Here is a 23255-nt window from a genome sequence, read left to right as displayed (position 1 = left end):
AATAACCTCGCTAACTGCGAGGTTATTTTTTATTTCCAAACAAGATTAAGAAATCGCCATAACCTTCTTTCTCTAATTCCTCTTTTGGAATAAATCTAAGAGCTGCGGAATTAATGCAGTAACGAAGCCCATTCGGTCCTGGACCGTCTGGAAATACATGCCCAAGATGCGAATCTCCCTCTTTACTTCTCACTTCTGTACGTGTCATATTATGACTCACATCCATCTTTTCTTTCACACTTGCTGACATAACTGGTTTTGTAAAACTAGGCCATCCACATCCACTATCAAATTTATCTAGAGAAGTAAACAACGGCTCACCTGAAACGATATCTACATAAAGACCTTCCTCTTTATGGTTCCAATACTCATTTCGAAATGGTGGTTCTGTACCATTTTCCTGTGTTACATAAAACTGCATCTCATTGAGTTTTTCTTTTAAATGAGCATTATCCTTTGGCCAATGTTCCTTAATAAAAGCATCTCGTCCTGAGCCTTTACGATATAACTCATAGCGGAATGTGTTTTTCTTATGATATCCTTGGTGATATTCTTCAGCTGGATAAAATGTAGCTGCTGGTAGTATTTTTGTCGCAATTGGTTTCGAAAAGCGCCCACTCTGCTCAAGCTCTTCTTTTGAAGCTTCTGCTTTTTTATGTTGTTCTTCATTATGATAAAAAATCACCGTTTCATAAGACTGTCCGCGGTCATGGAATTGTCCCCCAATATCGGTCGGATCAATTTGTCTCCAATATATATTTAACAATTCCTCATACGTCATTTTATTTGCATCAAATGTAATTTGTACCGCTTCATAATGTCCTGTTGTTTCCGAGCACACTTCTTTATACGTTGGGTCCTCTTTATGACCGCCTGTATAACCTGAAATAACCTGTATAATTCCCTCCATCTCTTCAAATGGAGAAACCATACACCAAAAACACCCTCCAGCAAATGTAGCCAATTCTACCTTTTCATTTACAGCCATTACTTCACCCCTATTCTATATTCTCCTTACAGTATGGCATAAGAAACATAATGTTATAAAAGAAAAAGCATCGAACATCGATGCTTTTTCTCTACTTCACTTTATTTTGTTCCAACATCCTTCTCCATTTCATCACTTGTCACATCTAAGACATCTAATAAGAAAATGAAAATTGGAATACCGATAATCAGTCCCCATACACCTAAGAAGTGCTCTGAGAAAATTAATACCATAAAAGTATAGAAAATCGGTAAATTTGTTTTTTGCGACATAAACTTCGGATTTAATACGTAACTTTCAAGCGCATGAATAACTGTTACGATAACTAAAATATAAACAACGTACATAATACCGCCAATATTGTAAGCAATCATACAAAGTGGGAATAACGAAATGATAACCCCCGCTACTGGAATTAAGCCAAGCAAGAAAATCATTAACGCTAAACCTAATAATTGTGGGAATCCTAATATCCATAATGCGATAACTGAAAGAACACAGTTAACAACAGCAATTAAAAATTGCGCTTCGATTACCTTTCCAAATGAACGTGCAAATTTCTTTCCGAAGTACTCAATTTCAGTATAGAAAATTGCAAGCCTGCTTTCTTTAAACTTTACAGTAAAACCAACAATACGAGATTTTTCTAGTAAGAAAAACAAACTCAAAATTAAAGAAAGTAAAACTTGAAGGCCAAATTTACCAACATTCGTAATCGATTTATACAAAATGTCTACGCCTTGTCCTACATATTTAGAAAGCTCCATATGATTGACAGCATTAACTGCATACTTAATTAGTTCACTATCTGGTGGGTTTCTTAAAAATACATTGAATTGGTAAATCAATTGTGAAATTTGTATCGTTAATACTGGTAAATATTTAAATAGCGTAATAGCAATTCCACCAATTAACATTACATATAGAAATGCTATAATAATTTTTCGATTAATAGGCATGAAATGATCTAATTTGCGGGAAATAAACTTTTGGAATCGATCCATTAAATACGTGAGAATAAACGTAATTAATATTAAATTCAACATACTTTGCAGCCCGTATAACACGAGAGCAAGTATTACTAATACGAGTAACCTCTGAAATCCTTTGCTTTGAAACAGGTTTTTTATTTGCATAATCGACGAATACTCTCTCCTGTCCTATAAACTAAAACGTTAATAAGTAGATTTCTCTCTTTTCTACTTTTAAATTATTCATTCATATTAAGATTTTTATAAACTCATTATATGCCTATCTTAACAGGTATATAGTAGATTACTTCTTATTTTACAATACAATGACCTAATTCAAAACGTATTCTACATAGTATTAATGAAGATTTAAGGAAACTTACATTTTTTTAAATAGGTCTTACCACTACTGTAACATAAAAAGCAAGCTATCAGTAGAAATCTGTCCTACAAATAGCTTGCTTTTCTTATTTTTTAAGTAAGTTTTACTATCCAATGAATGGCATAAACATTGGGATGACAACTACTGTTACAACCCCAACTACCGTTACAGCAATACTTGCCATCGCTGCCTCTACCTCACCCATTTCAATTCCTACTGCAACTCCTAATGCATGGCCCGCTGTTCCAAGTGCTAAACCTTTTGCAATCGGATGCTTAACTCTAAATGTTTTTAAGAATAATGCCCCTAATGCGTATACGATAACTGCGTTGAAAATAACTGCAAACGATGTAATTGCTGGAATACCACCAATACTTTCTGAGATTGGTAACGCAATTGCTGTTGTTGCTGCTTGTGGTAGCATTGAATTCATTACTGCTGTATCTAAACCGATTGCTTTTGCAACAATGAACACGACAATTACTGAGCAAATAGATCCCACCACGATAGCCGATAAAATTTGCCACCAATATTTTTTCAACTTATCCACTTGCTTGTATAGTGGGATAGCGAATGCAATTGTTGCTGGTTCTAAGAAGAAACTAATCATTTTTCCGCCAGTATTATATTCTTCAAAAGTAAAGTTACCTACCTTTAGAAAGACAATCCCTAATACCATCGCTACAAATAATGGTGTAAATAAGAAGAATCCTTTTGAATGCTTGAATAATAACGTTCCGATCCCGTATGCGATTAATGAAACGACGATTCCGAAATATGGAGTCATTGTGCTTGCCATATTCATTACCTCCTAACAATATATAAATGCAATGGTTACGCAACCTTTCCGTGCTTGCGTCCTTTATTTACTACTTTCAATTCTTTTGTATCTTCTGTTTCTTTTTCATCTTTTCCTAAAATAAATTGTGCAAATAATCCTGTTACAGCTAGTAAAATAACTGTTGCTACAACAATTACAGTTAAAATTTGTACAAAATATTGTCCCATTACACCAAGAGAATTAATAACTGAAATACCTGATGGGACGAAAAGGAATCCGATAATACCTGTTAAAGCTGTTCCAAGTGATTCAACTTGCTCCAATTTAATAACTTTTAAACATAATAGACTAAATAAAATAACTAACCCGATTACCGATGAAGGCATCGGAATTGGTAAATGTGTTGCAATAATATTAGAAATTAACATAATAGCTGAGAATATGAATGCTTGTGATAAGAAACTGTATACTTTTTTCGTGCTCATTTTGGCCACCTCTTTCGATTTGGTACCTTTATTGTATAAGATGTAAGTAACGAGGTAAGCGTTTACATAACAGAACGTCAAATATACAGAATCAGTTACAAATATAAAAGGATGAAATACAAAAGCTGCTTCTTAAATACGAAGCAGCTTCTTGAGTTCTTTGGCATATGTACGGCTAACAGGTACTTTCGATCCTTCTTTCATGATTAAATTATAAGTAGAATTGAACCATGGCTGAATTTCAGTAATATGATTAATATTTGCAATAAAGCTACGATGGACGCGCATGAAGTTTGCTTGTGGTAACTTCTTCTCTAAAATTACAAGTGTATCATGTGTTACATATGTTTCCCTCATTGTTTTTACTGTTACTTTCCCATCTACAAGCCCTACATATATAATATCTTCAATATTCACAAGTACGATTGATTCTTCAATTGGTAATGCTAATTTATGCATCTCTGCTGTTACATCTGTCCCCTTTATTTCGTGCTTCGTTTCTATTTGCGCTTGTTTTTGTTTTTTATACTTCTTTAATGTTTGCACAATACGCTCTTCATCAAATGGTTTTAAAATGTAGTCTAACGCATCTACTTCAAATGCTTGCAACGCATATTGATCATAGGCAGTAGCAAATACAATTGCAGGTGGATTTTTCATCTTCTTTAATATATTCGCGATTTCAAATCCGTTATCATCAGATAATTGAATATCTAAAAATACAATATCTGGTCTACATTGCATTAGTTCTTCTAATGCGTCTTCCACACAATCAGCCTCACCAACTATCTCAACTTCTTTCGTTCTCTCTAATAAATACTTTAGTTCATCACGTGCTAACATTTCATCGTCAACTACTAATACTTTTAACACCTGGCTCTTCCTCCCCTACTTTTTTTGGAATAATAAAGGTAATCTCCGTCCCTTTATTTAATTCACTTTCGATATGAAGCATCGTTTCTTTCCCAAATAACCCAATAAGACGTTCATTAATATTATATAAAGCTGTTCCAGTCCCTTTCTTTGACGAAACTACCATCTTTCCTAATTGTTCTAAACGTTCTTCCTCAATTCCCTGTCCATTATCTTTTACTTCAAAGTGAACCATACCCTCTTTTTCAAAAACATGCACTTCCACTTCACACACTGGTTGCTTCTTCGGAAAAGCATGTCGCAATGCATTTTCAACCAATAGTTGAAGAACAAATGGTGGTACTAAAGTTGTCTTTAGCTCATCCTCAATATACATCTTTACCTCATACTTATTTGGGAACCTTGCTTGTTCTAGTGATAAGTATGCCTGTACATGGTTTAATTCTTGTTCCAGTGGAATCAATAACTGACGTGCTCCTTGCAAATTACAACGGAAATACACGCTAAGCTGTAATAATAACTTCCTTGCTTTTTCTACATCTGTTCGGCATAAAGCTGATACTGTATTAATCGCATTAAATAAAAAGTGCGGGTTAATTTGCGCTTGTAATGCTTTTATCTCCGCATCTTGAAGTAATTTACTTTGCAACTCAGCTTCTCCTAACTCTAACTGCGTGGAGAATATTTTTGCTAACCCTTCTGCTAATTCTTCTTCAACGCGACTTAACTGGTTAGAATTTTTGAAATACAGTTTTAATGTCCCTATCGTATTTCCATGTGAAGTTAGTGGAATAACAATAGCGGCTTGTAAGGGACAGCCTTCATGTTGGCAATTAATAACCTCACGTGATTTCGCCTTCATTATTTGCCCTGTATGTAAAACTTCTTTTGATAAACCAGTTATTAAACTATGTGAAGGAATATGGTGATCTGATGCTAATCCAACGTGCGCTAATATTTTCTCTGTATCTGTTAAAGATACCGCATCTGTTCCTGTAAAGCGGTGAATAATTTGTGCCACATGCTTACACGATTCTTCTGTTAAGCCTTGACGAAAATACGGTAACGTTTTATCAGCAATACGCAATACTTTATGAGTCTGAAGTGCTTTTGCATTCTCCTCCTGACGCAAAATAGCTTGTATCATAGAAAGTAAAATAAAACTTCCAAAACTATTTACAAGAATCATCGGTATCGCTATTGTTTTCACAACGCTAATTCCATCCTCTATAATTAATAAAATCATAAGCATTTCTAAAGATACGATAAAAACACTTAAAACTGCTGAAAACTTAGGAGTAATTGTACGATTATATTTTTTGAAAATATATCCGATATAACCAGTTATAATCCCCGCTAAAATAGAAGAGATTGCGCAGCTTAGCGCTGTCGTACCACCAAGCATATAACGATGAATACCAGCAATAAACCCTACTCCAACCCCTACGATAGGGCCACCAAGTAAGCCACTAATACCAACACCCATAATACGCGTATTCGCAATTGTACTTGACGAAGAAACACCTTGTAACCAATTTTCATTCATAATCGTATTTCCTGCTATTTCAATCCCAGTGTAATTGCTTACAATTGTAAATACTGAAAAAATACAAATAAGCTTAAGCTTATCTACATAACCATCCTGTTTATGAAGGAGGCGCCTGAAAGTTTTGATATGAGAGAGTAAAAATCCTAAAATAACTATAAGTCCGACTCGTTCAATCATCATGAGTACTAAATTTAGCATCTTTGATTCATTCCTTTTTATTTAGTTAGTTTTATTATGGGAAAATAATGAAGCCGACGTCAAGAAGAACGAAATGTTTTTTGAAATATTTCACACATAATAACTTCCTCTTTATTTGACAATCCAATAGAAGAGTGCTAAAAATAAAGTAATATAATACAGTCCTTTAACCCAACCCTGTGAGGTTGAGAAGGAAGCCGGAATACAATATACGTATGTTCTTTTTTGGGGATACGTATGCTTTTTTGGCCTTCTCATCATATCAGGTGAGAAGGCCTTTTGTTATTCTTCCATAGCGACTGTAGAAAATAAGGAGGAGTAATAATGAACGTCACTACTGATGTACAACAAACAACAGAGGAGACGAAAGCGAAAAGGTATAAAACATTATTTGGTTCTGCGCTAGGATATGCAGCAGAAGGTTTAGATATGTTGCTATTATCTTTCGTACTTGTCTATATTTTAAAAGAGTTTCACTTAAGTCCTGTTGAAGGTGGAAACTTAACATTAGCTACCACAATAGGGATGTTAATTGGTTCTTATTTATTTGGATTTATTGCTGATTTATTTGGCCGTATTCGTACAATGGCCTTCACAATCTTACTGTTTTCACTAGCAACCGCACTCATTTATTTCGCAACAGACTACTGGCAATTATTAATTCTTCGCTTTTTAGTTGGAATGGGAGTTGGTGGTGAATTCGGAATCGGAATGGCCATTGTAACAGAAACATGGTCTAAAGAAATGCGCGCTAAAGCGACATCTGTTGTTGCACTTGGATGGCAATTTGGTGTACTGATTGCTTCACTCCTTCCAGCATTTATTGTCCCACACTTTGGATGGAGAGCCGTTTTCTTATTTGGATTAATTCCAGCTTTACTAGCTGTCTATGTCCGTAAAAGTTTAAGTGAACCGAAAATATGGGAGCAAAAACAACGCTACAAAAAGGAACTATTGCAAAAAGAAGCTACAGGTAAATTAACAACTACTGAAGCAGAACAACTAAAACATATAAAAAAATTCCCACTTCGAAAATTATTTGCCAATAAAAAAGTAACAATCACAACAATCGGTCTTATTATTATGTCGTTTATCCAGAACTTCGGATATTACGGCATCTTCACATGGATGCCAACTATTTTAGCAAATAAATATAACTATACATTAGCAAAAGCGAGTGGCTGGATGTTCATTTCTACCATCGGTATGCTAATTGGAATTGCAATCTTTGGTATTCTGGCTGATAAAATTGGTCGTCGTAAAACTTTTGCAATTTATTATATTGGTGGTACAGTATACTGTCTCATTTACTTCTTCTTATTCACAGATTCAACATTATTATTATGGGGAAGTGCATTGCTTGGATTCTTTGCAAATGGAATGATGGGAGGGTTTGGGGCAATTTTAGCTGAAAACTACCCTGCTGAAGCTCGCTCTACCGCAGAAAACTTTATTTTCGGTACAGGACGTGGGTTAGCTGGATTTGGGCCTGTTATTATCGGCTTACTCGCTACAGGCGGCAACCTGCTTGGAGCATTGTCCTTGATTTTTATCATCTACCCAATCGGGTTAATTACAATGCTAATATGTGTACCAGAAACAAAGGGAAAAGTATTAGATTAAACGTAAAAGAGGAAGCATNNATGCTTCCTCTTTTACGTTTTTATTTATTTTGATTTACTAGCCTTCTGAAATAAGAATGCAGTTTTATCTTCTTCTTTTACAATACCTTGTTTTAATGCTAATTCTCCCGCAACTTTAGGCGCTAACCATAGCATTGGGAATAATAAAATTGATACCGGAACTGCCGTCACTACGATAAACGATTGTAGCGCATTAATACTTCCTTCACCCATATATAAAAGAATTGCTGCAACTGCTCCCATAATAAGCGACCAAAAAATTCGCAAACTAATTCTAGGATCTCCGTCTCCAGTCACTGCCATTGAAATGGAATACGCCATTGAATCTCCTGTTGTCACTACAAATAAAATTGTTAATAAAAGAAATGCTGGTCCAATAATATTAGAAAGTGGCAATTGCCCTGTAATTGCAATCATAGCTGCCGGCATACCAGATTCACTTAATGCGTCCGAGATAGAACCAGGATTCATTAACTCATAAAACACACCTGATCCACCTAATATAGTAAACCAAAACGTTGTAATAATAGGTGCGATAATTCCAATTGCAACGATGATTTCTCGAATCGTTCTCCCTCTTGAAATTCGACTCACTAAAATTGCCATCATTGGTCCGTATCCAATAAACCATCCCCAGAAAAAGATTGTCCAAGATCCTAACCAACTTGTATCACCACGGTATGTGCTCATCGGTATAAACTCACTTACATAAAATCCAAACGAAGAAACAAACGAATCAATAATAAATCCACCTGGCCCAAATAGTAATATGAATGCCATTAACAAAATTGCTAATCTAACATTTAAATTACTTATAATTTGAATCCCTTTATCAATACCTGTTACTGCCGATATGGTAGACACGGCCACTACACAAACAATAATTGCCAATTGACTAGTAAACACATCAGAAATTCCAAATAATTCTTGTAACCCATAACTTGCTTGTAAACCTAAAAATCCAATGGGGCCAATTGTACCTGCAGCTACTGCAATAATTGCAGCTGCATCAATTATCGTTCCAAGCAGGCTCTTTCTTAATTTTTCCCCAAAAATAGGATATAAAAGCGTTCGAGGTTTTAGCGGCATACCTTTATGATAATGTCCATACATCATAACTACCGCACTAATTGTACCTAAAATCGTCCATGCTAAAAATCCCCAATGCATATAACTTTGTGCTAAAGCAGGCATGACTGCTTCTTTCGTTCCAGCAGATATACCATCATGTATTGGTGGCACCGTCATCAAATGGTACATTGGCTCTGCTGCTGCCCAAAAAACGCCACCTCCGGCAAGTAATGTAGACATAATAATAGCAAGCCATTTTGCCGTACTAATCTCAGGTTTTTCTAATCCCCCAAGTTTAACTCTCCCATATTTGGAGAACGCCATACACATCGCAACAATAAATGTACCTAATAATAAAACTTGCCAGAAGGCACCAAAATATTTAATTGAAAAAGCGAAACTGTTATTAATCGCACTCTCTACATAATCCTTGTTCAAAAAAACTGCAATTACAAATAATAAAAGTGAACCACCGCTAATAATAAATACAGGCCAATCAGTTTTTCGACTCTTCATCCTCATTTACACTTCCTCCTTCCTCAGCAATCTAAAAAAACAACTTTATTATGTTTTATTGTTTAAACCCAAAACAAAATAATTATATATGCATAACATTTTATCGACTTCCCACATACTTATGTTGTCCCTAAAAATATGCCAAATCCCTTATTAAAAAGAAAAAATCTCTTTCTCTTACATAAAAAAGCAAAACAAAAGACCTTATATTTCTATAAGGTCTTCGAAACAGAAATTTGATTATAACATAAGGAACTCCTTGGTTCAAAAATCCTCTTCCAAAAATAACCGAGAGTAAAGGCTTCCATTTGCTACATAACAGTAATTAAAAAAATTATATTTTGCAGAAAAAAACTGCACTAAATATTATTTATGAAAGAAATTTGGCTTCAAAATTTCATTCGGATACGGTTTGTGATAAATATGAGTGGTAGCTGGAGATAATGGTGGAATAAGCCACACCCAATTACCTGTTACAACACGACCACAAGCAGCTTCTTGCTTCTCAAATTGCTGAAATTGTTGTGCAGCAGTATGATGATCAACAATACTAACTCCTTGTTTTTTAAAAGAGTGTAGTACGGCAATATTCAACTCAATTAGCGCCTTATCCTTCCATAACGTACCGTTTCTCGATGTATCTAAATCCATCATCTCCGCAACAGCCGGAAGTAAATTATAACGATCATGATCCGCTAAGTTGCGCGCCCCAATTTCTGTTCCCATATACCATCCATTGAACGGAGCAGCTGTATAAGAAATACCGCCAATTTCTAAGCACATATCCGAGATCATTGGAACCCCATACCATTTTGCTCCAAGTGATGAAATAGGGTATTCTGGGTGTTCAATTGGCACTTCTTTTACTTCTTTCCTCGGAATTTCTTTATATGTAGGCGCCTTCCCGTTTATAGAAAACACAAGTGGCAATACATCGAAATTCGTACCTTCTCCTTGCCAGCCAAGCTCCTGACAAAAGTCCGTAAATGTAGCGGAATGAGAGTCACCGATCACTCCCATTTCTGTTTTATATCCTGCATATCGAATCAATTGGTGATTATAAATTCGTATATTATTTTCCTCACCTTGATATTGCTTAAAAATCGTAATGGTTGGTTTAACTTTCCCGTCGTTCGTTGCATATTTAATATGATGAATTAATGCATTATATACACCCTCTTCATCATTTACTTCGCGCGCATCTAATATGTGCATCTTACTCCAAAATAGTCTTCCAATACATCTATTACTGTTACGCCATGCCATTCGTGAACCATGAACAAGTTCTTCAAATGTATGCTCATATGTCCCTGTCTTCTCTACCTCAATTTGAATTTCTTTTATACGTTCTTCTATCAATTGTTCTTTATGAAGCTCTTTATAACAAATCGTAATAAAATTACTTGCTTCCTCTATTAATTGTTTCGTTTCACTCATAAACAATCTCCTTCTATTTCAACAAAACCCTGATACTTTACAGTATAAGCAAAAAGGATAGGAGTCACAAATGAAAGCGAGAGTGTTACTTTTATTGTAATATTTTTCAGAAAATTAACAAACTTACTATTGACTTCCATAGAAAATGAGTGTATTTTTGACTCAGGTAAAGTATTTTTACCTAGACCAACTTTTGAATAGAAAGGAGGGAATGTTATGTCTTCATTTCAATTGCCAAAGCTTTCATATGACTATGATGAACTAGAGCCACATATCGATAGCAATACACTTTCCATTCATCATGGAAAGCACCATGCGACATACGTAAACAATTTAAATGCTACTTTAGAAAATTATACTGAATTACATAATAAATCTTTAGAAGAATTGCTATGTAATTTAGATGCTTTACCGAAGGAAATTGTTACAGCTGTACGAAATAACGGTGGTGGTCACTATTGTCATAGTCTTTTTTGGGAAGTGATGAGCCCACGAGGTGGCGGTGAGCCTAATGGAGACGTTGCAAAAGTAATTGATTATTATTTCAATACCTTTGACAACTTAAAAGATCAACTTTCCAAAGCAGCTATTAGTCGTTTTGGAAGTGGCTATGGATGGCTTGTTCTTGACGGTGAGGAACTCTCTGTTATGAGTACACCAAATCAAGATACGCCTTTGCAAGAAGGAAAAATCCCCTTACTCGTAATTGATGTATGGGAACATGCTTATTATTTAAAGTATCAAAATCGGCGCCCCGAGTTTGTTACCAACTGGTGGCATACAGTAAACTGGGACCAAGTAAACGAGAAGTATTTACAAGCAATTCAATCGCAAAAACATTAGTCGTACGTATAAGGTAAATTTGGTAATGTAAAATCAGTATTGTCGAAATCCTCCAGAATCCCCCGGATTGCCACCGGGGGATTTATGATTACTTCATTGTATTTATATAATGTTTTAAAACATTTTTTATTTCTATTTTCAGCTCTCGGAACAAAAATCCAAATTCACGAGCCTTTCCATTATGTAACGTACAGTTAGTTACCTCATTATAAGGAGCTATATTTTCCCCAGCTTCCTGGATAAGTGCTTTTATTCCCGTCTTCTCTTCTATGAAATGAATAATTTCTTCCGTAGAAACTACCCCGTTACTACAGGCGTTAATTGGTCCTTTCACATTTTCCATTCCGCACCAAGCTAGAAACTCTCCTGCCTCTTTTTCATGTATAAATGACAAATTTCCATCTACATGATCCACAACGATAGGGTTTTGGTTCACAACACATTCAACGTAAAATTGTAACCTTTTCGTATAATCATTTTCTCCAATAACAACTGGAAAACGCACTGCAACGACTGGGAATGTTGCATATTGAAATAAAACCGCTTCGGCTAATCGCTTTCCTTCACTATAATTAAAATCATTCCTATCTCCATATGTAATTGCATATTCGTATGGATTAAAGTCCTCTTCTAACAAGCTTAATGCAGGTTCATAGACAGCCATTGAAGATGTCATAATATACTTCTTCGTTTTTCCTTTCAAAACTTCACATACCATTTTCGCTGCATTTGAACTATAGCATAAATTATCGTATACAATATCATAACTTTTTCCTTCTAGACGCTCTTCTAGTAGTTTTCCATCTTCTCTATCGACAATTATTCTTTTTACTGCGTTACCAAAAGAATCTTCAGTAACTCCCCTCGTGGCAATTGTTACATCGTGTCCAGCTTGCAAAAGGTACTCTACTAAATGTTTACCAAAAAATCTTGTTCCTCCTAGCACCAACACTTTCTTCAATTTCATCATCCCCATTTTTGCAATTTATAAAATACTACTTCTTTTATTATAAAAGGCTACTATAAAAAAAGCATGAAATCAGTTTAACGATTCCATGCTTTTATGCAGATAATATATTAACGGACTCTATATTTAAAAATACAATAACAAAAGTACAAAATAGAAATTACTGATACATAAACCCATAGTTCATATACAAATCCCTCTCCCCACACTCCCATAAAATAAAATAGTGAAGGTAAAGTCAATGTTACCCATGATTGTACGAAGGCGATTCGTCCGAGATATTGATTAATATTCTTTTTTTGTGTATTTAGCACAAAGAATAAGTACCAAAGTAATGCCCACATAAACCATGTTAACGCATTAACAACATCATGAAATTGAACAAATGAAACAACCATATAGAATAAGGCTATAATTGCTACCCAAATACAAAACCATCCTAGACCACTACTATCCATTCCCTTTATAAAAGTAACACCTACATATAAATAGGTTAATCCAAATAAGAAAGTAGCCGCATATGAATACACTGTCCAATTGCTTTGGTCAGAAATCATGATCAAATAAAACGGAATAATAATTTGTAGTGCACCCACAAATAAATTAAAAACACCCGCACTTTTCATCTCTGCTTTCCCTAATATAACAAGACTATTTAAAAATAAAGCTGCCCCTGAAAGTAATAATCCTACATAACCCATATATACTCGTGTGAAAATCTTTACCTTTCACACTTTTAACCTCCCCACACTATAAAGTGATACTTATATTATTTTTCTTCCCATTTAAAACTACATACATAATTTTTCATCTGTATAAGTCAGACCTCCTACCTTAAAAAGGAGCGAACTTAAAACGCTTTCAATAATAAATAATCCTATCAAAACATGAACTAGGATTCCTTGATTATAAACGGACTCTAGCGATGATACAAGTGTTGGAATACATTTCAATAATACGCTTTCAATTTCCATAAAAAATGAATAAAATAATACATTCCTCTATCTCATTCTACTACCTTCTAGCATAAGATATTGTAAAATCCTATCATTTTAAGAAAGGTTTGATATTTATGCCTCTTCATTATCCAAATCATTCTGTTTTTCACTCTACAGGTGTATTAACAAGAGAACCTGCAACTATTTCAGCGGTCATAAACATTGTAAATTTAGATGCATATTACGCTCACTATGTAAATATAGAAGTGTGGGATTGGTCTAATTATTCTAATCCTGTAAAGTTACCTGTATTAATTGGTGAAAATGCAGAAGTAGAATTCCCATATGTTTTACAAGGCAATCATCTCGCAGTCTTTTATGCTAATTTAGATGAAACTATTGATTTGTATGAAATACGTATTTCTTATCCCGCTCACTCCAATATTATTGCAAATTGTTTCGGACGAAGTCTCCCACCATATACAAGTCAAGAGGGAAACACAGTATATCACAAACAACTTGTTCGAATTCATTAATTCCTCCTATTATGTAATAGGTGGTGGTCCGTAATACATTCTTTCTTATGAGAAAATTGTATTACGGACCTAAAACGCGATAGTAACCCTTAACAGTTTTTGATTGTTTCAAATCCTCAATTTTGTATAAGGAATAGGCTTGAATCAAAACCTTTAATTTCTTTTAATAAATTTACATATGCTCGCTGAAATTGCTCTTGTGTTGCTGGCTGATCATAAAATAAAACTTTAATCAGTTGGGGTTTTACAGGCAGTTGATCCCTCATCTATATCCTTTCCGATAATTTTCCTTATTTATAACAATACCTTTGTAGCACTTTTCAATCTTTATTCACTTACCACTAGGCTATATTAAATACACTTTCGTTCTAAGACGAGAAATAGAGCGCATACTTAATAATCAATACCTTTACTAATATTGAAAGTATCGATTCCTACACGTGTTGCCAGTCAAATATTCCTATAAAACAGGGAACGTTCTTTTCTAGGTTAGGTAATAAACTTAATAAAAAATGAATATAAAAAATGACCTCTTGCTTTTAAGCAAAGGTCATTTTTTTATTCATCATTAAACTTCTAAATAGCCATTTTTATTATTTGATTGCCATTTCCAAGAATCTGCACACATCTCTTCTAATCCGCGTGTTGCCTCCCAGCCTAATTCACGCTTTGCTTTCGATGCATCAGCAAAACATACTGCCACATCACCTGGGCGACGCTCTGTGATTTTATAAGGAACTTTCTTGCCCGAAACTTTTTCAAATGCTTCAACCATCTCTAGTACACTATAGCCCATGCCTGTGCCCAGGTTATAAGCATCTACTCCTGTTGTACTCATTACTTTCTCAAGCGCCTTTACGTGACCATTTGCTAAGTCCACAACATGGATGTAATCACGGACTCCTGTTCCATCTTTCGTTGGATAGTCATTTCCGAATACACTTAATTCTTTTAACTTACCTACTGCTACTTGCGTTACATATGGCATTAAGTTATTTGGGATTCCATTTGGATCTTCTCCGATACGCCCACTTTCGTGTGCACCAAATGGATTGAAATAGCGAAGTAATGCGATACCCCATTCTGCATCTGCAAATGCTACATCACGCATAATTTGCTCAATCATTAATTTCGTTTGACCATATGGATTTGTTGCACTTAATGGAAACTCCTCCGTAATCGGTGACGTTTCCGGGATACCATATACAGTTGCAGATGAACTAAAGATCATCTTCTTTACATTATGTTTCTGCATTACTTCACATAGCACTAACGTGCTTGTAATGTTGTTATGATAATATGTTAATGGAATCGCTACTGACTCCCCTACAGCTTTAAATCCTGCAAAGTGAATAACTGCTTCAATTACATTTTCTTCAAAAATTGCGTCAAGCGCTTCGCGATTTAAAACATCTTCTTTATAAAACTTAAATTGTTTTCCTGTTATTTCTTTCACTCGATTTATGGATTCTACCGAGCTATTCGAAAGATTATCCACTACTATAACTTCGTAACCGCTATTTAGTAATTCTACACATGTATGACTACCAATATATCCTGCTCCACCTGTTACAAGTATTGCCATAATTATAGTCCTCCATATTTCATTCATTATAAACTTCTCAAAGTATATCACATATTTCTTATCCTATGTTTAACATGCGAACACAGAAACTTACATTTTATCCCATAATAATTTTATAACATATACGATTCTAATCAGGTAATAAAAAAACGCCACATANNTATGTGGCGTTTTTTTATTAAATTACGTAACAATATACACTTAGAAAATGCGCAAGACTACCTAATAATACAAAAACATGAAAAATTTCATGATGTCCCATATATTTAAACTCTAGCCATTTTGGCTTTGTGCCATAAATAAATCCACCAATTGTATAAAAAATGCCCCCAAGTACTAAGAAAACAATACCTCCTGTACTTAAATTCTCAGCTAACGGTGCAAAGAACAAAACAATTAACCAACCCATCGTAATATAAATTGCTGTCGATAACCATCTTGGACAATTAAACCAAAACATTTTAAACACAATACCACAAATCGCAGTTGCATAGACTAAACAAAATAATAGCAAACCACTTGCTGAATTTAATGTAATTAAGCAAAAGGGTGCATATGTACCTGCAATTAATATAAAAATCATAGAATGATCTAGCTTCCTAAAGAAGTAAATAACACGTTCATTGGCCACAACACTATGATACACAGCTGACGCCGCATAAAGGACCATCATTCCAATACCAAACAAAATAACAGCTGTAATTGCAGCAAATGATGGCATCTTAATAGAAACTTTCACAAGCATAGCTACTAAGGCAATAAATGATAAGATCGCTCCACCTAAGTGAGTAAATGCGTTAACTGGTTCCCTTACATAAGTATTCATAATAACACCCCTCATATAATTACATGTAGTTTTGATAACTACATGTAATTATATACACATTTCTTTTTAAGGTCAACATTTACAATTCATTTGTTTCGTAATACCATATTTAAAGATATATTAAACATTAAGTTCCACTAAGTTATAAAAGTGAGGGATTCTACGTGGAAAATATAAATGAATTACTTGAGACATTACATTTAGAAAAAAATATTAAACTTGAGGATATTCCAAATGTTGACTTATATGTAGACCAAGTTGTCCAACTATTTGAGAATACTTATGCAGATACAACGAGAACTGATGATGAAAAAGTATTAACAAAAACGATGATTAATAATTACGCAAAAGGGAAACTATTCATCCCTATCAAAAATAAAAAGTATTCAAAAGAGCATATGATTTTAATTAGCCTGATTTACCAATTAAAGGGAGCTCTCTCCATTAACGACATAAAAAGTTCATTAGAAAATATAAATGACTCCTTATTAAACGATGATTCATTTGAATTAAATGCGTTATATAAAAATTATCTTGCTCTTACTGCAAGCAATGTCGAAAACTTTAAACAAGACGTAAATAAACGTGTTACAGAAGTAAATAAGATTTCTTCCTTAGAAGGTACAAAGCTAGAAAAATTTCTACTATTAACATCCTTCGTGACTATGAGTAATATGTATAGACGTTTAGCAGAGCAACTAGTTGATGATTTGAAAAAATCATAAATAAAAAACTATCCACCTATTAAAGTGGATAGTTTTTTATTTACTTAATTGCCTCATGAACTTTTAATTGTTTCCCTTTAATCGTTGTAGTCTTCATGACTTTCAAGACAAGTGGTCCTTTTCCATTTAATATTTCAACGTAAGAAACGTTATCTTGTATCGTAATAATGCCTATATCTTCTGCTGTAACACCTTTAATTTTAGCAATTGTACCGACGAAATCTACCGCTCTAATTTTCTTTTTCTTCCCGCCATTAAAGTACAGCTTCATAATGCCTTTGTTTATGTCCGCATTTTTATCTTTCTTAATAATTGGTTTAGCATGTATCTTTTCTTCAAATGCAGCTTTCTCTTTCATAACTTCTTCTTTTGAAGGTCCAATTGCCTTTGGAATTTCAAAACCAATATAATCCTCAATCTCTTCTAAAAATCTATTTTCATATGGTGTTATAAATGTAATAGCTTTTCCACTATTTCCAGCTCGTCCCGTTCTTCCAGTACGATGTACATAGCTTTCTTTTTCAAGTGGAATATCATAATTAATAACATGTGTAATATTATCAATATCAATTCCTCTCGCAGCTACGTCTGTTGCTACTAAATAACGGAATTTTCCTTTTCTAAAGTCATCCATGACTTCAAAACGATCTTCTTGTACCATACCACCATGTATTTTGTCACAAGGATAATTAGCTCGTTTTAGCTGTCTATATACATGATCTACATTTTCTTGTGTACGGCAGAAAATAATACAACTATCAGGATTCTCAATCATTGTTACATCTTTAAGTAGTGAAAACTTCTCGTCTTCTATCGCCTCAAAAAGAGTATGTTCAATTTTATCCGTTGTAATCCCAGCTGCTTTAATTTCAATATGAGTTGGTGAATTCATATATGTACGAGACAATTTTTCAACATCTTCTGGAAGTGTTGCTGAAAATAACATTGTCATTCTTTTTGTAGGTAATTCATCAATAATTGCCTCTACTTGATCGATAAAGCCCATATTTAGCATCTCATCTGCTTCATCAATAACTAAATACTTCAAACACTCTAAAGAAAGGGTACCCTTCTCAATATGATCCAATACACGACCAGGAGTCCCAACTACAATGTGTGTCTTTTGCTTTAATTCTAATTTTTGACGTGCAAATGGAGATTTCCCATAAACTGCCGCAGCCTTAATCCTTTTGAATCGACCTATATTTGTAATATCTTCTTTTACCTGCACCGCAAGCTCTCTCGTTGGTGTTAAAACTAATGCTTGTGGTTTATTCTCTTCCCACTCCACCATTTCACAAAGTGGAATACCAAATGAAGCTGTTTTTCCACTTCCAGTCTGAGACTTCACAACAAGATCCTTCTTTTGTAATGCGACTGGAATAACCTCACCTTGTACTTCTGTTGGATGATCATATCCTAACCCAGTAAGTGCCCTTACAATTTCCTTACTTAATTTATAATCAGAAAAACTTTTTTTACTCATATATTAACCTCATTTTATTATGTATTATTTTCTTTTTTATCTTTTGTATACGTTACTATTACCCTACTTATTATACTTGAAACCTTACATAAAAAGGTGGTTCATACCAGATTCCTCTTTTTATATAGAAATAAACCTTATCATTTCATATATTGTTCAACTAATTGATAACATCTTTTTCTCGTATTGTTAGCATTGACTCTTTCATGGTACCCTCCATCCCACTCCAAAAAAATAAAAAGAATACATACAACCTTATATAATTATCTCAATTTTTCAATCTTTACCATAAACGAACAATATAAATAAAAATACATTTTAAATTCGTTTTTAACGTTATTTTTCAGATGTAACATCTAGTTTTTCAAAAAATGTTAAGAAATCCTTTGACTTCTTAATAAAAATAATGTAAATTATCCTATGGACGAACATTTTTGATTAATAAAAATAAAATATTCGTATTTTAGGGGTGTAAATGATGGAAAACGTATTCGACTATGAAGATATTCAATTAATTCCTGCAAAATGTATTGTAAATAGCCGCTCTGAATGTGATACAACTGTCACTTTAGGAAAACATAAATTTAAATTACCTGTCGTGCCTGCAAATATGCAAACGATTATTGATGAAAGAATCGCAACTTATTTAGCTGAAAACCATTACTTCTATATCATGCATCGTTTCCAACCAGAGAAACGAATCTCATTCATTAGAGATATGCAATCACGTGGATTAATCGCTTCTATCAGCGTTGGTGTAAAAGAGGACGAATATGAATTCGTACAACAATTAGCTGCTGAGCAAATTACACCTGAATATATCACGATTGATATCGCACACGGTCATTCTAATGCTGTGATCAACATGATTCAACATATAAAAAAGCATTTACCAGAGAGCTTCGTTATCGCTGGAAACGTTGGAACTCCAGAAGCGGTAAGAGAATTAGAAAATGCTGGTGCTGATGCAACAAAAGTTGGTATTGGACCTGGTAAAGTTTGTATTACTAAAATTAAAACAGGCTTCGGAACTGGTGGTTGGCAGCTAGCTGCACTTCGCTGGTGTGCAAAAGCTGCAAGTAAGCCAATTATCGCTGATGGTGGTATTCGTACACACGGCGACGTAGCTAAATCTATTCGATTTGGGGCAACTATGGTCATGATCGGTTCTCTATTCGCTGGTCACGAAGAGTCTCCAGGGGAAACAATCGAAAGAGATGGCAAACTTTATAAAGAATACTTCGGTTCTGCTTCTGAATTCCAAAAGGGTGAGAAGAAAAACGTTGAAGGTAAGAAAATGTTCGTTGAGCATAAAGGTTCTTTAGAAGATACGTTAATCGAAATGGAACAAGATCTTCAATCTTCTATCTCTTACGCTGGCGGAACAAAATTAGATGCTATTCGTACTGTAGATTATGTTGTCGTGAAAAACTCGATTTTCAACGGCGATAAAGTATATTAATTCTTAAATTTAAAAAGAAGGACAAGCATAAAAGTGCTTGTCCTTCTTTTTAATATATAAAAACATAAAATATTTTTATTTTACTGAATTTTCTAGTATCATGTTTTTAAATAGTCTTAATGAGGAGGAGATAGACTTGAAAAATGTAATGGAAAATCGCCTTAATCGCGCAGAGGTGCCTGCTGAACTAACATGGGATTTATCCGATTTGTATAATTCTGATGCCGAATGGCATACCGCATTAAACGTATTAGAAAATGATATACAGAAACTTGATACATTTAAAGGACGTTTACATACCAACTCCACAACTTTATTAAATTGCCTACTTTTAGAAGAAGAGCTTTTAATGAAGTTAACAAAACTGTATTCATATGCAAATTTAAAAGAATCTACTGATCGTACAAATCCAGTTATTCAAGCGAACTCTTCCAAAATTTCTGCTTTATGGACGAAAGTACATACTGCACTATCCTTTATCCATAATGAAATTCTCTCACTTGAAGAAGGAACAATTGAAAAATATTTAACTGACGAAACAAAACTTGAACCTTTCCGTAAGTCGTTACTAGAGATACTCAAAAAAAGGCAGCACACTCTCTCTCCTGAAACAGAAGAAGCACTTGCTGCACTTGGCGAAGTTCATAGTTCTCCATACAAAATTTACGGCATGACTAAATTGGCCGATATGGATTTCACTTCTATACAAGACGAACAAGGAAACGAACTCCCTGTTTCATTCTCATTATTTGAAAGCAAATATGAATTTTCTCCAAGCACATATATACGTCGAAAAGCATATTCATCATTTGTTTCCACACTAAAACAATATAAAAATACAATTGCCACAACATATGCTACTGAAGTTAAAAAACAAGTAACACTTTCTCGTTTACGTAAATATGAATCCGTTACCCATATGCTATTAGAACCACAAAGAGTTCCACTTGAAATGTATAACAACCAACTTGATATTATTTATAAAGAATTAGCACCTCATATGCGCCGTTTTGCAGATTTAAAAAAGAAAGTATTAGGACTCGATCAAATGCTTTTCTGCGACTTACATGCACCTTTAGATCCCGAATTTAATCCAGCTATTACTTATGAAGAAGCAGGCACGCTTATTCAAGATTCTTTAAAAGTATTAGGCGATGAATATAGTTCAATAATCCAAAAAGGATTCAAAGAAAGATGGGTAGATCTTGCAGATAACGTAGGCAAATCAACCGGGGCATTTTGCTCAAGTCCATACGGCTCTCATCCCTATATTTTAATTACATGGCAAAATACGATGCGTGGATGCTTCACATTAGCACATGAATTTGGACATGCTGGTCATTTCTATTTAGCAAATAAAAACCAACGTATCATGAACGTACGCCCATCTATGTACTTTGTTGAAGCACCATCAACTATGAATGAATTACTATTAGCTCAGCATTTACTAGCGACTACTGACGATAAGAGAATGCGCAGATGGGTCATTCTACAACTACTCGGCACATATTATCACAACTTTGTTACTCATTTACTTGAGGGTGAATATCAACGTAGGGTATATGCTCTAGCAGAAGAAGGACAGGCCCTTACAGCTACAACTTTAACTGAAATTAAAACAAATGTCCTTTCGACATTCTGGGGAGATTCTGTAGAAATCGATGAAGGTGCGGGCTTAACTTGGATGCGTCAGCCTCATTATTATATGGGTCTATATTCTTACACATATTCCGCAGGCCTCACTACAGCTACTGCAATAGCTCAAATGATTAAAGAGGAAGGACAACCTGCTATTGATCGCTGGTTAGATGTGCTTCGCGCTGGTGGTACAATGAAACCACTTGAACTAATGAAACATGCCGGAGTAGATATGTCAAAATCAGATGCAATCCGTAAAGCTGTTTCTTACGTTGGTTCATTAATTGATGAATTAGAGCATTCTTATCAAGAATAAAAAATAAGCCCTCGCTTTATGAGGGCTTATTTCATATTTACTTCCCAAACCTTTTACGATATCCACATTTCCTACAAAGCTCTTCAACCGCAACTCTTTTTGAAAATCCATCGACAATGTTTGTTGCTCTTTCACCTTCTATAATGTTAGAAAATGAATCATTATTAATATTTCCAAGGTTAATAATCCCTTCACCATCTAAACAACAAGGAATAACCGTCCCATTCGCTAAAATCCCTGCCTGATTACGAAGTCCATGACAGAATCCTTTCCCATCATCCTCTTCTTCATGTAATGCTGGCCACTGGAATTCATAGTCTTGATTAATAAAGACACGTTCTGCAATTTTTATACCTTTTCCTGGTGTAAGCTTCTCTTCAATCTGATAAGATAGATCAAATTCATTTTCAATTATGGATAATAACTCTCTATTTTTCTGGATTTCAGCATTTGTTTTATTATCCTGAGTTAAATTCCATAACCTTAACGATACAATTAAATCTGATTGACTTGTCGCTTCCCTAATGAAGGAAAGTATACTCCTTACATAGCCCTCTTTATCTTGCGAACCTGGGTGTCCATCAAAACTATGCAGTGAAAAATTCATTTGTCTTAACGCGGGCTTATTTAACAGCCTATGCCTTCTCTTATTAATTAACGTTCCGTTCGTTGTAATATTAACTTTAAACCCTTTTTCATGACTTAAGTCTAATAGCTGATCTATTTTCGGATGGAGCAACGGCTCACCCTTCACGTGCAAATAAATGTAGTCTGTGTGAGGTTTAATTTGGTCTAATCTTTTAGCAAAATCCTCTACAGAAATGAATTGCTTCTGCCTTTCCGTCGGCGGACAAAAGCTACACGCAAGATTACACACACTCGTAATCTCCAAGTAAAACTTCTTAAACTTCTTCACCTTTAATTCCTCACTTCTCTAACTACTTATACTTTTTCCTCTTCATATTACAGCATATTTTTATAGAAATAGAAACATACTTATTTTAGGAAATGTACATACCATCTAATAATGTTTAAAAGA

Annotated in this window: 20 protein-coding genes; 6 read left to right on the top strand and 14 right to left on the bottom strand. The window is 34.4% G+C overall.

The window, feature by feature from the left end; genetic code table 11:
• Nucleotides 1–22: 22 nt before the first annotated feature.
• From msrB to lytS, 6 genes are all read right to left on the bottom strand, one after another.
• On the bottom strand, nt 23–988 hold the full coding sequence (msrB, locus tag CN409_RS03120; protein ID WP_097980924.1) for a peptide-methionine (R)-S-oxide reductase MsrB: 966 nt from the start codon (nt 986–988) through the stop codon (nt 23–25).
• Nucleotides 989–1089: 101 nt separating this feature from the next.
• Nucleotides 1090–2124, bottom strand: a complete 1035-nt coding sequence (locus CN409_RS03115) for an AI-2E family transporter (RefSeq protein ID WP_001166012.1) — start codon at nt 2122–2124, stop codon at nt 1090–1092.
• A gap of 323 nt (nt 2125–2447) precedes the next feature.
• A complete protein-coding gene (gene lrgB / locus CN409_RS03110) occupies nt 2448–3140 on the bottom strand; it encodes an antiholin-like protein LrgB (RefSeq protein WP_000168869.1) in 693 nt (230 codons plus the stop codon).
• Nucleotides 3141–3175: 35 nt separating this feature from the next.
• Nucleotides 3176–3607 carry an antiholin-like murein hydrolase modulator LrgA gene (gene lrgA / locus CN409_RS03105; RefSeq protein ID WP_000104901.1) on the bottom strand — a complete coding sequence of 144 codons (432 nt, stop codon included), beginning with the start codon at nt 3605–3607 and terminating at the stop codon, nt 3176–3178.
• A 132-nt stretch (nt 3608–3739) separates the two neighbouring features.
• Nucleotides 3740–4480 carry a LytR/AlgR family response regulator transcription factor gene (locus CN409_RS03100; protein WP_000921846.1) on the bottom strand — a complete coding sequence of 247 codons (741 nt, stop codon included), beginning with the start codon at nt 4478–4480 and terminating at the stop codon, nt 3740–3742.
• The gene (gene lytS, locus CN409_RS03095; protein ID WP_000933588.1) at nt 4458–6227 is read right to left on the bottom strand and encodes a two-component system sensor histidine kinase LytS; all 1770 of its coding nucleotides are present in this window, start codon (nt 6225–6227) and stop codon (nt 4458–4460) included. Before lytS ends, CN409_RS03100 begins: the two co-directional genes overlap by 23 nt.
• 324 nt (nt 6228–6551) lie before the next feature.
• Here lytS and CN409_RS03090 point away from each other — a divergent pair, with 324 nt between their 5' ends.
• On the top strand, nt 6552–7850 hold the full coding sequence (locus CN409_RS03090; RefSeq protein ID WP_001103414.1) for an MFS transporter: 1299 nt from the start codon (nt 6552–6554) through the stop codon (nt 7848–7850).
• A gap of 44 nt (nt 7851–7894) precedes the next feature.
• On the opposite strand, the gene CN409_RS03085 is transcribed toward CN409_RS03090, so the two are convergent.
• Entirely contained in the window at nt 7895–9463 is a 1569-nt protein-coding gene (locus CN409_RS03085; RefSeq protein WP_097980923.1) for a BCCT family transporter, read from the bottom strand.
• A gap of 360 nt (nt 9464–9823) precedes the next feature.
• Nucleotides 9824–10894 carry a nitric oxide synthase oxygenase gene (locus CN409_RS03080; RefSeq protein ID WP_000005086.1) on the bottom strand — a complete coding sequence of 357 codons (1071 nt, stop codon included), beginning with the start codon at nt 10892–10894 and terminating at the stop codon, nt 9824–9826.
• 216 nt (nt 10895–11110) lie between these two features.
• Between CN409_RS03080 and sodA the strand changes: the two genes are divergently transcribed.
• Nucleotides 11111–11737, top strand: a complete 627-nt coding sequence (gene sodA / locus CN409_RS03070) for a superoxide dismutase [Mn] (protein ID WP_000094037.1) — start codon at nt 11111–11113, stop codon at nt 11735–11737.
• A gap of 88 nt (nt 11738–11825) precedes the next feature.
• Here sodA and CN409_RS03065 read toward each other — a convergent pair whose 3' ends face one another.
• Both CN409_RS03065 and CN409_RS03060 read right to left on the bottom strand, forming a co-directional pair.
• Nucleotides 11826–12713 carry an NAD-dependent epimerase/dehydratase family protein gene (locus CN409_RS03065; RefSeq protein WP_003310130.1) on the bottom strand — a complete coding sequence of 296 codons (888 nt, stop codon included), beginning with the start codon at nt 12711–12713 and terminating at the stop codon, nt 11826–11828.
• Between the two features lie 101 nt (nt 12714–12814).
• Nucleotides 12815–13405, bottom strand: a complete 591-nt coding sequence (locus CN409_RS03060; RefSeq protein WP_000542567.1) for an AmiS/UreI family transporter — start codon at nt 13403–13405, stop codon at nt 12815–12817.
• Nucleotides 13406–13776: 371 nt separating this feature from the next.
• Here CN409_RS03060 and CN409_RS03050 point away from each other — a divergent pair, with 371 nt between their 5' ends.
• Nucleotides 13777–14178, top strand: a complete 402-nt coding sequence (locus tag CN409_RS03050) for a hypothetical protein (protein ID WP_001128270.1) — start codon at nt 13777–13779, stop codon at nt 14176–14178.
• A gap of 568 nt (nt 14179–14746) precedes the next feature.
• Here the strand turns inward: CN409_RS03050 and galE are convergent.
• The gene (gene galE, locus CN409_RS03045; protein WP_000996551.1) at nt 14747–15763 is read right to left on the bottom strand and encodes a UDP-glucose 4-epimerase GalE; all 1017 of its coding nucleotides are present in this window, start codon (nt 15761–15763) and stop codon (nt 14747–14749) included.
• A 178-nt stretch (nt 15764–15941) separates the two neighbouring features.
• Nucleotides 15942–16589 (bottom strand): PAQR family membrane homeostasis protein TrhA, encoded by a 648-nt coding sequence (gene trhA / locus CN409_RS03040; RefSeq protein ID WP_097980922.1) that lies wholly within the window; start codon nt 16587–16589, stop codon nt 15942–15944.
• A 164-nt stretch (nt 16590–16753) separates the two neighbouring features.
• Here trhA and CN409_RS03035 point away from each other — a divergent pair, with 164 nt between their 5' ends.
• Entirely contained in the window at nt 16754–17314 is a 561-nt protein-coding gene (locus tag CN409_RS03035) for a DUF1836 domain-containing protein (protein ID WP_000427875.1), read from the top strand.
• A gap of 40 nt (nt 17315–17354) precedes the next feature.
• On the opposite strand, the gene CN409_RS03030 is transcribed toward CN409_RS03035, so the two are convergent.
• Nucleotides 17355–18800, bottom strand: a complete 1446-nt coding sequence (locus tag CN409_RS03030; RefSeq protein WP_000039346.1) for a DEAD/DEAH box helicase — start codon at nt 18798–18800, stop codon at nt 17355–17357.
• Between the two features lie 478 nt (nt 18801–19278).
• Between CN409_RS03030 and guaC the strand changes: the two genes are divergently transcribed.
• The gene (guaC, locus tag CN409_RS03025; protein ID WP_097980921.1) at nt 19279–20262 is read left to right on the top strand and encodes a GMP reductase; all 984 of its coding nucleotides are present in this window, start codon (nt 19279–19281) and stop codon (nt 20260–20262) included.
• 136 nt (nt 20263–20398) lie between these two features.
• Nucleotides 20399–22216: an oligoendopeptidase F gene (pepF, locus tag CN409_RS03020; protein WP_000800233.1), complete on the top strand. Its 1818-nt coding sequence runs from the start codon at nt 20399–20401 to the stop codon at nt 22214–22216.
• A 37-nt stretch (nt 22217–22253) separates the two neighbouring features.
• Here pepF and CN409_RS03015 read toward each other — a convergent pair whose 3' ends face one another.
• Nucleotides 22254–23132 (bottom strand): radical SAM/SPASM domain-containing protein, encoded by an 879-nt coding sequence (locus tag CN409_RS03015; protein WP_000713633.1) that lies wholly within the window; start codon nt 23130–23132, stop codon nt 22254–22256.
• Nucleotides 23133–23255 lie beyond the last annotated feature (123 nt).

Origin of the sequence: Bacillus sp. AFS012607, assembly GCF_002558005.1 — a bacterium.
GTDB classification, from domain to species: domain Bacteria; phylum Bacillota; class Bacilli; order Bacillales; family Bacillaceae_G; genus Bacillus_A; species Bacillus_A thuringiensis_S.
The sequence above is the reverse complement of the archived record's forward strand: the minus strand, read 5'-3'. Positions and strand labels throughout refer to the sequence as shown.